The sequence below is a fragment of the Armatimonadota bacterium genome, from assembly GCA_039679645.1.
GTDB lineage: Bacteria > Armatimonadota > UBA5829 > UBA5829 > UBA5829 > UBA5829.
This window is the reverse complement of record JBDKUO010000069.1, coordinates 12,817-33,595: the sequence shown is the minus strand read 5'-3', so window position 1 is coordinate 33,595 and position 20,779 is coordinate 12,817. Positions and strand designations below refer to the sequence as shown.

The following is a 20,779-nucleotide window of genomic DNA, read 5'->3' as shown; positions in this document are numbered from 1 at the left end:
AAAACCGCAGATGAGTAATATTTGGAAACGTGCTTTCGCACTAATGATAATAATAGCCGCATTTGGGTTGTTGGCGCTTTCAAATGTCGGCGCGCAGTCCCTTTCGCTGAAGGTGACCCCGGTGCATGCCACGTCCAATTCTGTATATACGTTTATAGCCACGTGGAAAGATCCTGGTGGCACTTATCCTAACGCGGTAAAATATCAGAAAGCGGATATACCCGGTCTTGTTGTGTTGACCGGCATCGGATATGCGAATTCGCTTCTCGGCGGCATTCCAATGTATTACTATGACCATGCTCCAGCCGACGGCACGGGCGCGCGTTATGTGGTCACCGTGAGTTCCGGATTGAACATGTCGAGTCCCTACCAGAATCCGGATATCTGTTTAACGAGTCCTGATGTAACCAAACCATCTTCCTGGTATCCCACTTATTCTGATCATAACAATCTGCTTTGGGATGCTTATTATCGGCCTGTTTACAATGAAAATTCTCAATATCTATATAGTAGTCTCGCTCCAATGTGGGAGGCTCCCACACTGATTTCCTGGGGTAATGGTCCCGCACGTACCTGGAAAGTAACAGCGTTTATGTGGTATTGCGACAAAGATGGGAACTGGAAAGATACACGTACAGAGGATTCTGTGGATGTCACCATCAGCGACAGCCGACCGAATTACCAATACAACTCTGCCGGACAACTAGTTCCCGAGATGATCGACTACTCGGGATGCCAGGGAGACCGTGATTTTTTGAGCGCGGGTGGCGCTGATGATCCTGATCCGCTTACTGTCGAGCCGAGCAATGACGGCAGTGGAGTTACCGGCGATGATGGTTCCGCAAGCCATGACTATGTCTTTCGGGTCAAATACCGCAATAGAGACGGCCTGCCGCCTATGCCGTGGTGGCACAGCAACAATTATTCACCTGACAATTATATGGAAGTCGCCGATTACGGAGTCGCGCTCTATCTCGATGTCTTTGGGATAGGCGACTACCGCCTCATACCGATGATGCCGGAGACTGGCATAGAGCATAACGCAGCCTGGACCGCGCAGAGTTATAGCGACGGCGTTGTATTTATGGCTCGTTTGCAGCCCAATGACGGTATGGCGGAGCCGTTTTTATATGAATATAACTATAAATATTTCCCTGCCTATACCTGCTGGGCATACAATGCGCTGCCTGTAGGCACTTTTAACTATTTCTTTGCGTGCAGTGACGACTGGCTTAGGTATACTTGGAATGAGCCTGATTTGGATACGCTGAATCACACCCCCGATGTGCCTAACTTTGTACTGGAAATGCAGCCGGACCCTGCGGAGTGGGGTGTAACACCTAATCCGGGTTATATATGGAACATACCGATCGGCTATACGGATTATAGACATACGACACAACTCAACACTGTCTGCAGCGCAATAGACTGGGCTAAAGTCCCATCCGATGCGACCGATTCTCTCTGGGGCTATATTCCCTGGGGGCGCAATGATCATGGGTTGACATATTCCTGTCCTCCAGATTTTACCTCTATTCCGGGTCATGCAAACAACAATGCCTTGGATCCTATGAATGCGCGTGCTGTAACGGGCAATTCGGACATAAGCCGCCCTGCGCATCGCAGTTACAGCACGGACAACAGGTATGCGTTCGACTCGACGATTTTTGTTGATCGCCCTGTATTTGTCCCCGGCAAATTCGGCTCAACTTATGAGTATCCTTCTACTCAGCATCCGGTTGTCGGAGGAGCGCTGACTGTCCCGCTCTGGGATGACGATATTGTCGGCTACAGTGATTTAACAAAATACGGCGGCGGGCGCTACTACGGCACCCTGCTTATGGACGGTTCATTTAAGCGCGCAATGAACCCACTTATGCCTGGAACATATAAGGACACATCATATAGTAGAGATATCACTGCGCGCCGTGCGGAGACAGCCGGCGCGACTACCAGTTCCCAATGCACTTTTCGTATCATGTATAAGTCGAAAGACGGCAAGGGGCCGATGTATGTGCGAGTTTTGATCGGCAATACAAGCAGCCGCGGCTCTCTTTCGACTGATGCTTATCTCCTTGGAAGCAGCAGTTATCCGATGAGTATTACGATGGAGAAAGAAGACCCGTCGGATTTCGACTATACCGATGGTGTATGGTATATAGCGACAAAGAACTTTACCACACCCGGCCCTTATCACTATCTCTTTGAAGCAAGTGATGGAAGTCAAAAAATTGTTTGGCCTCGGCGCCCTGATCATTATGATTATCTTGGTAGGACATGGGATGACTGGTGGGTACCAACCGCAAACAAATCGGATGATTACTTTATCGATGATCCCAATAATGCGGGTCAGAAAATCTTAAATCCGGACTACGACAACAATGACTTTGTGCCGGGTCCATATGTGAATAATGCTCCTGTGTTGACTGTAGGCAGCGATTCTGTTTCACCGACAAGCGGCAAGCGGGGTCAGATGTTCAAGTTCCGGGTCAAATATTCGGACCCTGACGGGCAGAGGCCATATGCAGCCAGACTGATTATTCAAACTGACTCCAAGGGCACACAAAGAGTATGTAATATGCTGCCCGAGGTAGTCTTTAGTTCGTCTGCGGACAACTCTGCAAAATACAAAGAGGGCGTTTACTACTATTATAATATGTCCAGCTCCGAACTTGAGAAGGGTACACGCAGCTATAAGTTCCAGTTTGTAGACGACTGGGGCCGCCAGGTTGGAACTGATGACACCTTGGAAGGTCAAACGGTCACGACGAGTTGGATGTCCAACCTCACGGTAACGGATAATAACGCTCCGACTCTATATAGCGGCAGTGTCGAATCTGCAGATGGAACAAGCAACGGAGCGACAAAGTGGACATTCAGCGCGACCTATGCCGACTTGGACAACGACCCGCCAGCCGTTAAAAAGGTCTTTATTGGTCTGCTTCAACCTGATGGAAAAACAGTCCTTTGGGATGAAGGCCACGACATGCTTCAAAGTGATACCGGCGATACAACCTATAATGATGGAGTGCTGTTCTATTATCAGACCAGGCTCAATGGTATCCAAAATGAGTATGACCAGGAAAAGCAGTACTACTATGCATTCCTTTTCCAGGACGGTTATGAATGGGCTACATACAGGTCTTCTTCTAATGCCGCGCTCCGGTCCAATGCCGCAAGCTGCATTGAAGGAGAAAAGCTGACACCTAAGGGTAGTCTGCGCTATGCGTTCGAGCCTGTGATCGCGCAAAAAGGGACTGCTGATTCTGTGTATCCTTTAGCTCGAGTCAGACCCAGTGATCCCGATAATATACTCGATTTGCAGGGCGTATACCTCACAGAGGATCTTACCGGCCAAAACTATTATGAACCGAGCCAGGCGGGTCCGGTTTATAAAACCGGTGATGACACGGTTATTCTGACAAGGAACTTCACGGAAAAGCCGACATCAGTATGGTTGAAATATGTGCCTGAGGCTCCTGTAGTCGGTCCTCTGCTGCAGGGTACATCCAGCTCGGCAACACTTATTTCAGATGCTCAGGTATATGATAATGACAGCCTTAAGCTTGTTGATGAAATGAAGAACGGTTGGCAAAGAAAGGCTGACGGAGATGAACGCTACTCCATTATGATGGGAACCGCCGTCAACTCCGATGGAAAGGCGTCGACTATACACGTGAAGCCTGAAGATCCTTCAGTTATTGCCAGTGTCGAGGGTGTATATACTACACTGAAAGACGTCAACGATCCAAGCGCTTCATATTATGATCCGACAGCGTCTATACCTGTTCCGAACAGTGTTGATAAAGCTATGGTGGGAACAATAGACCCATCGGAGGTATACGATCAGGTTGCCAGGACCGGCATTACGGTAATACCGGACTCTCCCAGATTGATAAAGAGCGTTACTGCTGTCTATGGAACTGACAGTCTCGGCAACATGTATCTGATTGCCAATTCCGGTCTCACACTTGAAAAGAACGGCAAGATCAAACTTCCCGAGAGCATGCCGCAGCCTCTTGGGTCCAAAGTATATATTTACTACACCCGTACACTGTTCAATACAGGCGACTCACTAATATGGCTTACCGATACCCTTCCGACTGCCGGGCAGACGGTGTTCATAAAGTATTCCGACACTCGGTTTACGCATACAACCAAAGGGGCAGCTCAAAAGAGAGAGTTGATTGTTGACAATCCGGGTGAAATAAATGACGTGTACAACTGGACCCAGGGCACGACGCATTTCTCACCCGATGGATGGCAAGAGCAGGATGCAGGCGGTAATAAGGTCCATATCAAAGGAAATGACGGCATTGATAATGACGGTGATCCGACTGCGGGAGTATTAGGTGTTTGGACTTACGCCGCCGACAGCAGCAGCTATTTTGAGCCGTTCAGATCGACAAGCGTTAACAACCCGTCGCACCTGGAGCTTACATATTTTGCACCTTCCGGCACCAATGCGATGTGGGCGCGTTATTACCAGTTAGGCGATTATCAGATAGACCGCTGGAATCGGATCATAGAGTTCCTTCCGGGCAGTGAGCCTGCGGGCACGGTAAGCGCTACCTATCTTTTCGGCACAAAGATGCCGGATACGGTGAAGGAAAATACCCGTCCGACACTTGATGATGGGAGTGTCTCACCGATTTCATCCGAGTCGGCAACCCAGCAATTCGTGTATAAGGTTACATATAAGGATACCGATGGAGCGCATGGCCAGGCTCCTTCTTATGTGCGCGTGTATATAGATAACGCAGCACATGAGATGTCATATGAAGGCACGGGCACTCCGCCTTATAGAGATGGTGCGGTCTATACATATACTGCTACTGCAAGTGATCTTGGACCGAAGGGCCATAAGTATCGGTTCGAAGCGTGTGATGGGTCCGATGTTGCAATATATGACTATTATACCGAAAACGGTCTTGGTAATAGACCTACCGATCCTAGTGTTCCGTCGTATATTAATCTCGATGGGCCGTATATCAACACCATGCCCACACTTTCGGACGGCAGCGCCACCCCGGGCAAGGACACAACGATTTCGACGAACACAACAGTGACATTTGCTGTTAAATATCAGGATGCCGATAATGATGTGCCGTATTTCTTCGATTCGACTACAGACGTCAACGGCAGCGGCGCCTATATCGGCCAGGACGTATCAGGTTCTCCGCGGTTGTGGGTGGATGGTGACGGCAAAGATACTTTAGTGCTGGGTAAGGTTTCAGACCTGGCAGCGGACTCATTGGATTCCAATAAGATGCGCACAATAGTGGCCACTAACATAGACGGTACTCCCGTCAGTTGGAAGGACAATGTGTTCGCAGGTAAACTTATGCAGATCACCAGCGACACATTGAAATACAGAGTATATCTGATTTCAGGCAATACGGCCAATACGCTCACTGTTGCAACCGACAATCTCGGCGACAGGGACAAGGGCGGCGATGGTCTTCAGAAGGATTCAACATTTACGATAAACGGCCTGCTGATGATAAGACAGGACACTAATGCATATTCGTCCGGCACTCTTTATCAGCTAACGGTACCAAAGCTGGGTATCGGGGGTCATGCCTATCGGTTTACGGCGCGCAGCAGGGTCGATAAGCCGCAGTGGCTGATAGATGAAGAAACGGCTGCCGGCAAGGCCTGGGTGCCTTATTCAGCCAAGGCGCAGTTCCCAACTGATGGGACACCCGCAACAGGTCCTACAGTGACCAGTGCGGCGCCAACCGGCAATGTTGCTCCCGAGCTTACCAGTGCGGAACTCTTATACGGTGTGAATATCAAGGCCGCAACAGTCGAGTCTTCAAGCAAAATCAAGCTTGACTATTCGTCGATGGGCAATTGGTCATTGCAGGAAGTGCAGAACAACCAGAAAGTGCTGGGTGTCTACTGGAATGCAAATCCAACTGACTCGGATACGAACTACTATGACACTACTCAGACGTTCAACCCGACATCGAGTAATGAAATAGCTCTCTCGCCTGCATTGGGCAGCGTGCCTTCCGAATTGGTTCAATTGGGAACCGTAGGTTCATCGCTGACGGTTGTCACACCCGACTCAATAAGCTCGATTGACAACATTGCAGGCGTCTACGATAATGCCGACTTGACCGGCACAAACTACTTCACTGGTGTTCCTGTGGATGGTGCGACTACCTTGACACTTGATAAGGCGCTTCCGATTGGAACCAGGTCGGTGTATATCGAGTACACTCCAAAGGCAGGTGTACAGCCGCCTGTGTATATAACGTATTATAAGAGTTATGATAGTACATCTGCGTTTCTTCCTGGAGACAACCTGACATTCATGGTCAAATATTCCGATGCGGATAACGATCCGCCGACTTACCATGACGGTGTCACCGGGTATATTCAGCTTGTGTTTAACGACGATGCAAGCGGCTTGGCAATGGAGCCTGTGACGGTTCCAACGAGCTATAAAACTCCGGTGCAGTTCAAGGTCACGACGGACGATTTGCCGGAAGGCAGCACGAAATATCATTTCATTGCCTCTGATGGTTACGATCCGGACCACAAGGTAAGATATCCGGCAAACTCGTCGGATGACAAATCTATTACAGTGAACTGCAAACCGGTACTTTCGGGTGCATTGATAGATCCGACTTCCGGGCAGCAGGCGACGACATTCAAGTTCAATGTGACATACAAGGATCTTGACGGCTCCGGTGCGGGTGCGCTTACTCCGAGAGTAAGTGTCAAGCTGACAAATGTATCAACGGCTGCGACATATACTATTTCACTGTCTCCAAAAGAGACCAGTCCGGTTTATGCAAATGGAGCTGTGTTCACCGGCTCCACGGCCAGTCTTCCTGTTGGAACATATCTTTCTCCCGGAACATATAATGTGACGTTTGAAGCGAACGATGGATATCAGTATGCCGATCCGGTTACTTACAATGGAGGTTTAGTTGTACGTGATTACAACAATGCGCCTTCAATTGTCAGCTTTTCCGTGAGCCCGACTGCGGGCAAGACAAGCCAGACATTCGTCTATAAAGCGAATTATCGCGACGCCGACAATGACCCTCCGGTATTTGGCTCCGGCACATCGAAGTCCGAAGGCCTTACACTTGTTGTTGACAAAGGTCTAACTACTTCACAGACATTTGCAATGGCCCGGACACCTTCAACAACTACGACAGCGCCTGATTATACTGCCACCGGCGGAGTTGAGTATCAGGCATCGGTTGTCGGAACGAAGTTGGGGATCGGCAGTCATACATATACGGTGCAGGCATCCGACGGCACAGACAGTGCTTCCACGCCGGCATCGAAGGTTGGACCGGTGCTTCTGGTTCCGTCTTTTGAGAACCTAAGATTTGTCAATGCTTCTGCGGCTGATCCCGATGCTGCCGGCGGGATAACAAGCGCGGCTGTCGGACAAAATGTGTTGATTGTGGGGCATATGCTGTTCCCGATTAATACTCTGACCGGCAAGCCTGACACAATCAATAATGTAACGATTCAAGTTACAAAGCCTACTGGTGCAGCGGTCTCTCTAGTCGGAAGCGTCACGATTACCGACAAAGATTCCACCTATTGGATTGGTGAACTAAGTGTTCCCACTTATCCCAGTGGTATTGATTCATCGTTGGTGACAGGTGAGAATCTTACTCTCAGCGCCAGCGGGGTATGGAATTTGAACGCCTCCTGGGACGGCGGGTCGAGCTGGAATAAGGTTGAAACGGATGACGTCATCGATGGAGTGAACGATTATTTCAGCGTCAGTGTTGGTGGACCGATGAGGACCATCGCCATAAAGGATCCGTCAAACCCTGACGATTCCGCAGCCGACACTCCTGTGGTGGATATGATAACTCCGCCTATGATCATCGGCAGCAGCGATCCCGGCAAGATATTTGGTTATGACAACGCATCACTGATGCAGCTTGTTAGATGGTATCCGGCATTGGGGTCATATTATCGGTTTGGCGGTTCGACAACGTTCCCTGGCCTTGCGCCGGGTGAAGCCATATGGATCAAGCCTAAGTCAAGTTATGCTAAGGAGTCCATCAGCAGTCAGGACGCGGAAAGCGGTTTACTGATGGCCGACAATAGCGATGGCTTGGATTTCAGCAGGAAATACCGGTTGATCAAGGTTTTTGCCCAGGCTTATAATACTCAGGTCAACTCAACAACTGGTGAGACTGAGCTGGTTCCGTGCAATATTTCATTGAAGGCTGGATGGAACCAATTCGGCAATATCTTCTTCAATTGGAAGAAAGACTCATCCGGCAATGACATAACGCCGAAAGTGGACGTTGGAATTCCCTTCAGCGAGCTCCATGTCAAGTATCTTAATGCTGAGAAGACTCTTGATCAAGCAGCCGCTGCAGGTTGGATCAGAAATTACGCCTGGCGTTGGGATCCATCTGCATACGATTATGTCTTGGTCCAAGCCGGCACAAGCGGCGCTGAGCATGTGCTCAAAGCCTGGTATGGTTACTGGATAAAGGCTTTTGTAAACTGCACATTGATCGTTGATCCGAATACAAGTTATAATGGTGAGTCTTCTACGTCATCCGTAAGCTCACTTAGATCGGCAACGCCGTCTACGGAGCTTATGAATGATGATATGCTTGACATGCCGCCGAAGCCTAAGTTGGAGTAGTGGTATGTTATAATGAAAAGTAGAATAGGTGGGGCTTTTAAGTCCCCACCTATCTTTGCAGGGCATCTTGTTATGTGGACGCGTTTGAATTTTGGTCACTCTTGGAGGTTGTTTTTTTGTCATGATCAAGCTGGATAAATATTGTGGTTGGCTGATAATCGGATTGATCCTCATTTTAGGCGTAGCGGCCGTCGGATCAGCGGATGCCGGTCTGTTCGGTCTCTTTAAGTCAAAAAAGAAAGCGTCAAAGGATATTGTCGTACAATCACTTGTGATTTTTCCGTTCGACAACAATGTAGGAGTGGACAAATTGCCCGTGAGTTTCGGGGACGATATGGCTTCAGCATTGCGCAGCATATTGGCCGAAAACGAACAATACTGGGTTTATTATTATACTGATCGCCTTGCTCCGGTCAGGAGAGCGAAAGATGACAATGAACTAAAGCCCACTGAAACAACTCCTCCATTTACGGATAATTCTGAAAAATGTCTAAAGTTGGCTAGGCTTCTCGCTGCTGACTATCTGCTTGCCGGCTCGGTTGAAGATTATCGGATCGACAGCACCCGCAAATCTGCGCAGGTCACCGTCTCAGTAAATATTATGAATACGAAGACCGGCAAAGTGATCAAGACTCTGCTTGTGACCGGACACACTCCTGAAGGGACATCTCCAAGTGAGGAAGATGACGCGAGAGCATTGGCAGCGGGTGATGTCATCGCAAAATTGAAGACCCAGTTGTTTGAAGATACGTCATCTACCAATGCAACCATCAACACCACAGCGGAAAAGAAATCTACTGAGCCGACGCCTGCTGCGATGCCTGCGGTTCAGACCGCAAGATAATTCGATAGCCTGCTATATGGTCAATATAGTTATGATATCAGCGTGCCGGGTGCTACGGAATAAGCCCCGTTGTATCGGGACACCCCTGTCCCGATACCTTAAATTTGACATACACCTAACAAGGCCGGTCGTTTGACATCTACAGACTGAGGCTTATCATAGATATTAATGCAAATTAAGCGAATTCTGGCTGTAATAGCTGTGTTTACTCTGGGCGCTGCGGCTTCCGATGCCGCCATCAATGACTACACTATGCGACTTCGCGCACAACCTCAGGCGATAGTCGCTGACTCCTTTAGCGCGACAACCATAACCGCCGATGTGCGGGACTCGAGCGGTAAAGCAGTCCCGGACGGCACAGTCGTAGAATTCACGACCAGCCTGGGAATTATCGAAAACAGCGCTCAGACCGCTTCAGGGATTGCGCGCGTGCGGCTTCAGAGTGATACCACGATAGGCACGGCGTTCATATCCGCATTGGCCTCAAACGGCAGGGCTGTGGCCAAGCTCAGCGTTGATTTTCTTGCTCCAGGGACCGAGATGTTTAACGAGTCTTTCATATCCGTCTCAAGCAGCAAGTATTTGGGCTATGATGTCAGCACTAAAAAGGTCGATGCGGCCGGTGGCGTAGTGATATATCACAGAGGTCTGAACATCACAGCCCAAGAGGCGCAGATAGATGTCCAGAACAACATTCTCCGCGCATGTGCCAGGTTAGGCGGCGATAACATACTCGTCAAACGGGGAGATAAGCAGATAGCCGCCAGCGCTCTGTTTTATAGTTTTGACAAAATGAGCGGTGTGCTGATTACTCCGGCGGAAGATGGCGCGCGAAGACTTATCTTCCGAGGGCGCGACATGTTTACGGCGCCCGATGAAAAGCCTGACGAGACGATCAGCTTTGACTTCGAACCGGTCACTGAATCGAACATGTTTATTCGCGCGCGCAGCCTGCTCATTCGCCCGGGTGAGGAAGTAAAGATCAAGCGCGCAAACTTTTACATGGATGGCGACAAGGTCCTGAGTGTTCCGCTTCATGTCGTTTCTCTCAGCGATCAGAGTGCCGGAATGGGCCAGATGCTCACATATGGGACCGAAGGCCTTCAGATGGACCTGCCGATATACTATTCTCTGACTCCCAACGGCACGGGTTCGGTCAGGCTTCGCCATTCCGAATCGACTGAGTACAACTATTCCAATTCAGGCTGGCAGCTCGATCTCGATCAGGAATATACATCAGAAGGGTCGACTGAAGGTAAGTTTGAAGTGAATCGTGTCACTTCCGGTGACTGGGGTTTATCCTGGAATCATCGAAAGGAGTTTAGCAACGATTCGCGCTTATACACTTATTTAGATTTCCCGTCTCATGAAAATCTTTACGGAACAGTAGACTACAGCTGCTCGCTCGGTAATTATATGTTTTCGTGGAATTTGCGCGGTAACAAGCTGCGTAATTATGACAACAGGTATTATTCGTCGGCATATATTCAGTCGCGCGCGAAGCCCATTATCGGAGGTGCTCTCTCTTATTCGTTTACCACAAAGCTTACATACAACAGCACAATCGATTCCGGTTCAGGAGACAAACTCGGCAGAGGTTTAGGGCTGCAGCTTTACGGTAAGCCGATCAAGTTCGGGCAGGGCTCAGTCAACACTTCACTAACCACACTTCGCAGTTGGAGTGGTACGTCTCCGGGCACATCTATTTATGCGAGCGCAGGATACTCTCGAAGCCTGCGCAATATAGGCTCGTTTGGCCTTAACTACTCGTATTCATTTGCCGATTCCGAGAGCGGCTACAACGCGCAAAGGCTCAGCTCAAACTTGTGCCTGCGGCCATCTCAACTCTGGAGTTCAAATCTCAATCTGACCTATGGACTCGATGACGGCAGTGCGAGCGCGTTTGGGGATTTTGGCTACTCTATCCGTCCCACCTGGCGCATCAGTCTCCAGAGTACTTACCAGAAGTTTGCCGGTTCCGATTTCACCGACTCCAATTACTCAGATTTTGAAATAGCGCTTGCAAAGGCTATTGGCAGGCAGGAAGCGCGCATAATCTGGTCGCAGTATCAAAAAAGATTCCGCGTAGAGTTTTCAGCTCTGAGCTTCTAGCTCGTTGATTATCTCTGAGTAAGTTCATGTGGACAACTACTTCCTACACAGCCGGACTGAGGGCATCCAAAATTTATGGCATGCGGATTTTTTAATCACGAAAGCACGAAATAATGAAAACACAGAAAGGAAACAGGGAATAGAAGGTATCATTCTTGATTTCTGCTCAATACCCACTCCAGAGTTTCTTTCGTGCTTTCTCCCTTTCGTGTTTTCGTGATGAGAAAAATTACTCATAGATTTGGGATGCGCCCCAGCTGGACTCATCACCCTTGACCATCTCCCGCCTTTGCCCTATCATGTGAGTCGAACAAACGTGCGGCGGTAAACATGGGTAAATTCAGAATACAAGCAGACTTCAAACCAACAGGCGACCAGCCAAAAGCGATAACCCAGCTTGTCGAGGGTATCGAGGCCGGGTACAGGTTTCAGCAGCTTTTGGGCGTTACAGGCTCAGGCAAGACGTTCACCATGGCAAACGTCGTCGAGGCCATCCAGCGCCCGACGCTTGTGATCGCGCACAACAAAACCCTTGCCGCACAGCTTTGCTCCGAGTTCAGGGAGTTCTTTCCGGATAACGCAGTCGAGTATTTCGTCAGCTATTACGACTATTATCTGCCCGAAGCCTATATCCCACAGTCGGACACGTATATCGAAAAAGATTCATCCGTCAATGATGAGATCGACCGACTCCGCCACTCAGCCACTCAAGCCGTGATCGAAAGGCGTGACGTGCTGATTGTCGCCAGCGTAAGCTGCATCTACGGCATCGGCTCCAAGGAGGACTATTCAAAGATAGTCCTAGCCCTTCGGGTCGGCGAAACATATGAGCGCGAGCAAATCCTGCGCCTGCTGATAGATATGCAGTTTACTCGCAACGATATCGCCCTGGGCCGCGGGACATTCAGAGTCCGCGGCGACATACTCGAGATCCAGCCCAAGGATGAAGAGTCCATCACTCGTGTGGAGTTCTTCGGTGATGAGGTCGAGAAGATCAATGTGATCCATTCAGTGACAGGCGAGGTCATATCGTCTCATCACGCTGTAACAATCTATCCCGCGAGCCACTTCGTCACACCCGCTGATAAGATGGAAAAAGCATTAGTTGAGATCGAACGCGAGCTTGATGAGCGCGTAAAATATTTTACCGATAGAAACATGCTTCTTGAAGCCCAGCGTATTGAGCAGCGCACCAGGTTCGATATGGAGATGATGCGCGAACTCGGATACTGCAGCGGCATCGAAAACTATTCGCGAATCTTGGACGGTCGTCCGCCCGGCAGCACTCCCCACACTCTGGTAGAGTATTTCCCAGAGGACTTCATGATCTTCATTGACGAGTCTCACCAGACCATCCCTCAGCTTGGCGCAATGTATGCGGGCGACCGTTCGCGTAAGGAGACCCTGGTCGAATACGGGTTCAGACTGCCTTCAGCCTTGGACAACCGTCCATTGAAGTTTGCCGAGTTCGAGAAGCTGGTTAACCAGGCTGTCTTTGTTTCGGCGACTCCCGGCCCGTTTGAAACCAAAAACTGCTCTCAGACAGTGGAGCAGTTGATCCGCCCGACAGGCCTCCTGGACCCCGAAGTCGAGGTCAGGCCTACCATCGGCCAGATAGACGACCTGATAGACGAGATCAAGCGCCGCACGGAAAAGGGCGAGAGGGTTCTGGTCACTACTCTGACCAAGAAAATGGCCGAGGACCTCAGCGAATATTTGCATGAGCTTGGCCTTAAGGTGAACTATCTGCACTCCGAGATCAAGACTCTTGAGCGCACTGAAATACTGCGCGATCTCCGGCTCGGCGTGCACGATGTAATTGTCGGTATCAATTTGCTGCGTGAAGGTCTCGACCTGCCTGAAGTCTCACTCGTGGCCATCCTAGACGCCGATAAAGAGGGTTTTCTTCGCTCGGAGACATCGCTCATCCAGACAATAGGCCGCGCTGCCCGAAATGTATCCGGCAAGGTGATAATGTATGCCGACAATGTAACCGATTCCATGCGCCGCGCTATAGACGAGACAAACCGCAGGCGTGCAATCCAGGCAGAGTATAACCGGGAGCACGGTATAACTCCTAAAACCATCGCTAAGGCCGTTCGCGACCTCATAGAGACCGGTAAGGACATCGACGCCTACACATATGAGAAGTCCGGCGAAAAAGCCGATAAAAAGCCCCTTTCGCTCGACGATCTGCTCAGCGCTATTGCCAAGACCGAGCGTGAGATGAAGAAAGCCGCCAAAGACTTGGACTTCGAGCGCGCCGCCCAACTTCGTGACGAAATCGCCGCCATGAAGAAACTCCTGCCCGACTCTCATTGGCGGTAAGGCATATATCAAATTGGGGAGATTGGGGCTTTGCCCCAAACCCCACAAGAGACTCTGTCTCTTGACTCTGCAAGGAAACCAGGTTTCCTTGACCTTCTGTCACGAACTTGGTTACCCCCGGACGGGGGTAACCAAGTTCGATATGGGGGTCCAGGGGCCACTCGGCTCCTGGCGGGATCAAAGGGCAGCGCCCTTTGTGGGAGTCTGAGGGTAAAATCCTCAGTTTCTCCCAAATAGATATGCCATTGCGGCAATGTGATTTTGCGAACTGGCTCCACTTGTGATAAACTTGGTTTGGCAAGACCCGGTTCGCTTCCCCGTCAATTCCTAGTGTGGGTCCTGCGGATCCCGCCGAGGGGATATTTATGCGTTTTAACTTGAAGAGTTTAGTTCTGATTCTAAGCGCGGTTGTGGCGTTGTCGATTGCTGGCTGCGGAAATCGTCAGCCGAGTGTTTCGCAGATCCCGACCGCCCAAGCAGGTGATAACAAGACACAAACTGCCCAGAGTCAGCCGGATACAAAAAAAAGTGAAAAGAAGCCGCAGGTATATACGCCGCCCAAGGTCGATGAGGGGCCAAAGCTGCAGTTCAGCCAGCAGGGTGTCACTTTCAGTTGGGTCGAAAACGGTCATGTGCGTATGAGCGCTTCGGCCAAGGAAGTCAGCGGCGGCGAGGTCACCAGGATAGGCCAGCTCACAAATTTCTCCGGCAAGCTCTATGAAAACGGCAAGCTTGTGGCTGCCATGACCGCACCAAAGGTCATTGCCGATACCACAAAGCGTATAGTGACCGCCACCGGCGGAGTGACTCTGAAATCTCTGGAGAGAAATACCACGGTCAGGTCGCAGTGGATGAAGTGGTATGCCAGGGAGCAGAAGGTCGTCGGAGATGGAGGGGTGAAGATTAACTCCACCATGGGAAATATGCAGGGCGCGGCATTCGTTGCCGATACTGCAATGAAGAGTATAAAAGTCCTGGACTCGGGGAAAGGATTGTAGCGCCGAGATGAGTATATTCAAGCGGACCAAGCTTAGCCGAGAGGCGCTGCTTATAGCTGCACACATAGCTTTATGCATACCAATAATCGCACCAGCTTTCGCATTGACACGATACGACGGCAACGGCGTTACCATCATTGCTTCGACAATAGACGGACAGTCTGTAGACGGTTCATATAAAGTAGTCGCCGATAAAAATGCATACGCCAAAATGATCGATCAGGCTGCTGGAACGTTCTTTGAGGCTGAATCCAGTAAAATGACTGTGATTATAGGTTCTGCCGCAGGTACTATGGGCGCAATCAAATCAGCCGATCTCAGCGGTCCTGTTAAGCTGATCTATACCACATGCGACCCAAAGACCGGCGTCAGAACAACCACTACAGCCACAGCCGATAACGCGACCTATGACGGTATCGAGCAAAAGGCTTATCTTGTCGGCAACGTAAAGATAGTAAATACAAACCCTGCGCTCTATTCCGAGCCTGCCGTTATGACTGGCGATAAAGCCGCCATAGACCTCAAGTCCGCTGCGGGACCGGGTTTCAAGCTGGAGAGCAGCCCGGGTCTGAGCAGGATTGAAGTAACTCCAAAGAAAGAGGCTGTAGCCCCTAAGTGAAGCTCCAAGCACATAACCTGGTTAAAATATACAAGGGACGCCGCGTGGTGAGTGATGTCTGCCTGTCTATGTCCACAGGCGAGACTGTCGGCCTGCTGGGCCCTAACGGCGCGGGGAAGACGACCTCGTTTTATATGATGGTCGGTCTGGTCAAACCCGACGAGGGCAGGGTGACACTCGACGATATCGACATCACGAACAAGCCCATGTACATGCGTGCGCGCCTGGGTCTGGGATACCTTGCGCAGGAGCCGTCCGTTTTCAGAAAACTCACGGTGGCGGAGAACATTCTCCTTGTGCTCGAAATGCACAAGATCAGTAAAAAGGAGAGAATGGCTCGCACCGATCAGCTCCTAAACGAGTTCGGCCTGACGCATGTGCGCAACAGCAAAGGCCAGGTACTCTCCGGCGGCGAGCGAAGGCGAGTCGAGATTGCCCGTGCTCTTGCGACCGACCCCAAGTTTATTCTTCTCGATGAGCCTTTTACCGGCGTCGATCCCATCGCTATAGGCGATATTCAAGACATAGTCCGCCATCTCAAAGATAAAGGCATCGGGATCGTAATCACAGACCACAACGTCCGCGAGACCCTTGCCATAACAGACCGGGCGTATATTATCTCCGAAGGCGAGATAAAGACAGCCGGAGCCTCAGCAGATTTGCCTAACGACCCCATCGCCCGCAAGTTCTACCTCGGCGACCGGTTCGAGATGTGAGGGCTGCATGAAACTCCTGGACAGACTGATCTGGCGTGAACTGCTGGGCCCGTTCGCCTTTGGCGTGATCGCATTCACCGGCGTATTCTTCAGCGGCTCTTACCTGCTCAAGCTCACCACTTGGGTTATGAACGGTATGCCCCTTATCACAGCCATGGAAATTGTTGTGTTGATCCTGCCGCAGATTGTGGTGATCACCTTACCCATGGCGACCCTGCTCGCAGTGCTTTTAGGTATAGGCCGGTTATCCAGCGACAGCGAAGTAATCGCGATATTTGCCGGTGGTATGAGTCTGTATCGGGTTGTAGTGCCAGTCATCACGCTTGGCGTTTTGGTCAGCGGTGGTTCCATATTGCTTAACGAAGTCGTGGCTCCATATGCCAATTTGAGGAGCAAAGAGCTCCAGGCGGAGGTATTCAAACAGGAGATGCCTTCGGACCAGCCCTTCAGCCTGGTTGACGAAGGCACCAGGTCGCTTATCAGAGTCGGCGGCGGGATTGATACAAAAAGCCACATGCTCAGAAAGATAACGGTTGTGCAAAATGACAGCGAGGGGCGTCCGTCTATTCTCATTTATGCCGATCATGCCATATGGGCCGGAATGGACAACAACCCCGATAATAAATATAAGTGGCTGCTCTATGACGGCTATCTGCAGATAGGCCTGGGCACGGACCATCCTGACCTCTGGAATTTCCAAAAGTCTCAGACCAGAGAGATCAAGATAGAGAAGACTCCGGACCAGTTCGCGCTTTATCAGAGAGACCCGGAGCAGATGAGCTTTGCTGAACTCTCTCAATTCGTAAAGTATATAAAGGCTCATCCGGACAGAACACAACAAGATATCAACGACCTCGATGTCGAGCGCTGGAACAAACTCGCCCTGCCTATTTCCAGCCTGATATTTGCTCTTCTGGCTGCCCCGCTTGGGATCAGGCCCAGCAGAAGCGGTTCGTCTGTGGGCTTCGGTCTCAGCCTTTTGCTCATACTCATATATTGGATAATATGGCGCTATACGTCTTCACTGGCCATCCAGGGCGATCTGGCCCCGTTTGTCGGCGCGTTTACAGCCAATGTGCTCGGCCTTGCCGCAGGCATCGTGCTCCTAAAGAAAGCAGCCAATTAATCCCCCAGATGGAGTTCAGTAATCCGGGAATTCCTGATAGCCTGATAGGCGGCGATCCCTGATAGGCGGCGATCTCCGAATCTTGATAGGTGGCGATCTCCGAATCGCCAACTTAATGCCGAATTGGGGTTTCCGAACCCCGCAACCTTTGCCGACATATGTAAACGCTTTGTCGCCACATTGTCAACAGGTTTGCACAAAAGAGGCGCTGGGTAACAAAAGCGAGGGTACGCAGTGCGAGAGGCTTGGGAACCTCTTTCGCCAACAATGCCCGACATTCAGCCATTTATAAGGAGGCATCAAGATGCGACTTTTCGTGATGGTTTGCGCCCTGACTCTCGCTTGTGCAGCCGCAGCCGTGGCTGCCGATTCTTGCGCTCCGAGCAATCCTTGTCCAACGACAACATGCCCGACTTCGTCATGTCCATCAACATGTCCAAGCAGCCCGTGTGCTACTTGCCCGTCTGCAACAGCAAAAACGCAATCGGTGGACAACTGCCTGATGTGCACATTCGGCCTTACGGCCCAGCAGCTTTGCGACCTGCGCAATCAAGGCTATTCCGACAGGGACATAGCTATTGCCGCTGCGATAGCAAAGAAAGCGTGCGTCTCAGTAAGTGATGTGCTTGCAAGCTACTGCGAATGCAAAGACTGGAACAGCGTGGCGGCGAAGTACAATGTCTGTCTTGCGGATATGATGGCGATGGCCGACAAATGCCTGTGTCCGCAGAAAACTGTCGGTGCAGGTCCATGCGCATGTTATGCCATTTACAACAAGAACGGCAATGTGCTTCTGACACGCGCTGAGGCATTCAGGTATTATGCGATGGGCTATGATTGGATGGACGTTGCTCTTGCGACAAATATTGAAATGGAGACAGGCTACCCTATCGGCCATACACTGATGGATATCAGGCGAGGCGTGCTGTATGAAGAAATTGCAGTGATGCAGGGAGTGCCTTACACTGTAGCATTCAACTTTACATGCTATCCATTCCCGCGGCAGAGTATTTACAGTGCGAGCATGCAGGAAAAAAACATGAACAAATTTGCTCGCTATCAGGTATCGGGCGAATGCGCGGGTGCAGGGCCATCGCCGATGATTACCTTACCGGCATTAAGACCGAGTTACTAACCTTTTTCATAGGGCCGGGGCATGTCTCCCGGCTCTTTTTCTTGAGTCAAGCTCAGCAATCGCACAGCGGGAAGCATCCACAATACCACTGCGCACGTTGCGGCAGCAAGAACGCCCGAATCGTTAAATGCAAATGCTCCCAATACGCCGATAAATGCCCCCAGCATGGCAGCCTTCTCCTCGACAGAGAAGACTCTCAATGATTTCCGGCCAGCCTGCCACAGCATGAAAAAATATCCTATCAGGCTCAGAGCAAGCAGCTTGCTCCAAACGCTTGTTTCAAGCAACATAAAGTTGAGTGCTATCTTTCGCTGGGCGATCATTATAATATCACCACCGCTGCCGGTAGAGCTCAGTGCGCGACCGACATGTGTCTGCGACGTCCCTCCGTGCAACAGATCCGGCCCAAACAGTGCTCCGAAAGCGGCAAGTATAACCAGGGCAGCAACTACAAAGGTTCGCCAACCCGGCCATTTGCCTCGCCGCGCAAGCAGCGCAGCGCACAGCGCCGGTGCGGCTGCAAGGGCTCCGCCAAGATTCACCCCGAGATTTGGCGCTCCGATAAAGACCAGTACCAGAGCATAGGCCGCACCTGCAAATGCCCACTTTTTCCAGGCTTGAGTTTTCCACAACGAAAGCGCGATTCCCATACCGATAATGGATGCGCCAAGCATGGTTCCCATAAGCTCGTTGCCGATACCGTAGTATCGCGCGCCCTCGATTATGCCGTATCCGGCAACGGACGATTTAATCAGCGGCGCTCCAAGCATAAGGTCGACCATCAGACTTGCAACAACGGCTCCGCACAGCCAAACCATCGCCCGCAAAGGACTGTGAAAGAGCGCAGAGCTTGCAAGCATAATAGCAGCAGTAAGGGCAACAAGCCATATGACAGCGCCGACAAGCCCGCCGTTATAAATAAGCGGCAGATAGAGCATAGCTATGGGGATTGCAAGCGGAATTAAAGCAAGCCAAGCTGCGAACCTTTTCAGAGGGCGCGAAACGCCAAGGATGACGGCTGACGTCACCAGAACCACGACCACAGACTGGAAAATACTGCCAGCGCGCATAGCGGGCTGACGTTGACCCTGATTTGCTGCATCCAGATTCATCTTAAGCAGCTTATCGATAGTGCCGCGCTGTGGAACAAATTTGAAAGGACGCCCACCCAAAGGCTCGCTCGGCTCGACTTTAAGGATCGACATAATCGCCGGGGCAACATCGCTGATCGCGATAAGCCCGGATTTGCGTGTAGAGGGAGATGTAAGTGTGCCGGGGCCGAACCCGCATCCTTTGACGATTACAGGCGTCAGTCTCTCTTCTTCAATCTCGCTAAATGTGCGAGAGTTTGGCGAGAGTATGATAAGCACATCTTTACCGAAATCAAGCCCGGCTGCGAGTTTTGAGACGAACTCGTCCAGGCGATGCGCGGCCTGTCGTCTTACCACGACTGCCTGCTCGTCGGTACATGACTCGGCGTATGTATCTGCGCGGAATGTGTCGCCGAAATCAATCACAACAAAACGGCTCTTGCCTGCCACACGGCCAAACTCACGCATCAGAGCCGTCTGGTCGGCTCGAATGCCGTATGGCGAATCCGGATCGGATAAAGTGAGACCGGGTGAATCTACGTCACCAAAATCTACGATTCCCTCACTGTCCATGGCAGTGGTGACTGCCTCGCGGTGCATTTGACCTGGAATGTCCGAGTTGCCGATTACAGCCGTCTTGATGCCTGCCTTGTGCAGGGCCAAACCCAGAACGCCGGGATGCGCTCTGTAGGAAGCCTCCTCGTTTGCTCGCAGGATCTTGCCGATTTCAGTGTGGACTATTTGCGCATTGCCATAATCGAAAGCTGTTCGTGACCTATATGTGTCGCCCGCGCTAATGCCGTTAATGAGACCATTGATACAGGCTGCACGGCGAGCCTCTGCGCCCGCCACAGCTAATGTGCCGGCGCCCAGGCTCACGCAGCCCGGCTCCATGCCCGGTTTATCGACCGGATCGATGTCTTTGCTGGCTCTGCCTGTGCGAATGTTCATAAGGGCGGTTGAACCGCTGTGCATCAGTCTCCAGAGGTGCGGAAGTGCTGGGTCAGCGATATCCCTCATACTGATACCACCCGCTATAACGAGCACGACGCGACCGTTGCTCGGGCTGGCGGCCAGAGCGCATGTGCACAGCGCAAGCGTTAATATGACTATTATCAGTGATCTCATGATTATCGATACGCTCAAGCAGATTCCTCACATTC

Annotated in this window: 10 protein-coding genes; 9 read left to right on the top strand and 1 reads right to left on the bottom strand. The window is 51.0% G+C overall.

Translation table 11 applies throughout. The features are described from left to right. The first annotated feature begins 10 nt into the window (after positions 1 to 10). The 9 genes from ABFD83_14975 (at position 11) to ABFD83_14935 (ending at position 18,525) form a co-directional block, all read left to right on the top strand. The gene (locus ABFD83_14975) at positions 11 to 8,647 is read left to right on the top strand and encodes a hypothetical protein (protein ID MEN6358374.1); all 8,637 of its coding nucleotides are present in this window, start codon (positions 11 to 13) and stop codon (positions 8,645 to 8,647) included. A gap of 121 nt (positions 8,648 to 8,768) precedes the next feature. Continuing rightward, entirely contained in the window at positions 8,769 to 9,491 is a 723-nt protein-coding gene (locus tag ABFD83_14970) for a hypothetical protein (GenBank protein ID MEN6358373.1), read from the top strand. A gap of 168 nt (positions 9,492 to 9,659) precedes the next feature. Next, the gene (locus ABFD83_14965) at positions 9,660 to 11,603 is read left to right on the top strand and encodes an Ig-like domain-containing protein (GenBank protein ID MEN6358372.1); all 1,944 of its coding nucleotides are present in this window, start codon (positions 9,660 to 9,662) and stop codon (positions 11,601 to 11,603) included. 330 nt (positions 11,604 to 11,933) lie between these two features. Continuing rightward, positions 11,934 to 13,931, top strand: a complete 1,998-nt coding sequence (gene uvrB, locus ABFD83_14960; protein ID MEN6358371.1) for an excinuclease ABC subunit UvrB — start codon at positions 11,934 to 11,936, stop codon at positions 13,929 to 13,931. 365 nt (positions 13,932 to 14,296) lie between these two features. Continuing rightward, complete coding sequence (lptC, locus tag ABFD83_14955) at positions 14,297 to 14,929, top strand: LPS export ABC transporter periplasmic protein LptC (protein MEN6358370.1); 633 nt, start codon at positions 14,297 to 14,299, stop codon at positions 14,927 to 14,929. Between the two features lie 7 nt (positions 14,930 to 14,936). Continuing rightward, positions 14,937 to 15,548, top strand: coding sequence for a hypothetical protein (locus ABFD83_14950; protein MEN6358369.1), 612 nt, complete (start codon positions 14,937 to 14,939; stop codon positions 15,546 to 15,548). Further along, positions 15,545 to 16,264: an LPS export ABC transporter ATP-binding protein gene (lptB, locus tag ABFD83_14945; GenBank protein MEN6358368.1), complete on the top strand. Its 720-nt coding sequence runs from the start codon at positions 15,545 to 15,547 to the stop codon at positions 16,262 to 16,264. The genes ABFD83_14950 and lptB overlap by 4 nt, the downstream gene beginning before the upstream one ends. A 7-nt stretch (positions 16,265 to 16,271) precedes the next feature. Continuing rightward, positions 16,272 to 17,390, top strand: coding sequence for an LptF/LptG family permease (locus ABFD83_14940; protein MEN6358367.1), 1,119 nt, complete (start codon positions 16,272 to 16,274; stop codon positions 17,388 to 17,390). A gap of 304 nt (positions 17,391 to 17,694) precedes the next feature. Next, positions 17,695 to 18,525, top strand: coding sequence for a hypothetical protein (locus ABFD83_14935; protein ID MEN6358366.1), 831 nt, complete (start codon positions 17,695 to 17,697; stop codon positions 18,523 to 18,525). On the opposite strand, the gene ABFD83_14930 is transcribed toward ABFD83_14935, so the two are convergent. After that, positions 18,522 to 20,762: a hypothetical protein gene (locus ABFD83_14930; protein ID MEN6358365.1), complete on the bottom strand. Its 2,241-nt coding sequence runs from the start codon at positions 20,760 to 20,762 to the stop codon at positions 18,522 to 18,524. The genes ABFD83_14935 and ABFD83_14930 overlap by 4 nt on opposite strands. Positions 20,763 to 20,779: the final 17 nt, after the last annotated feature.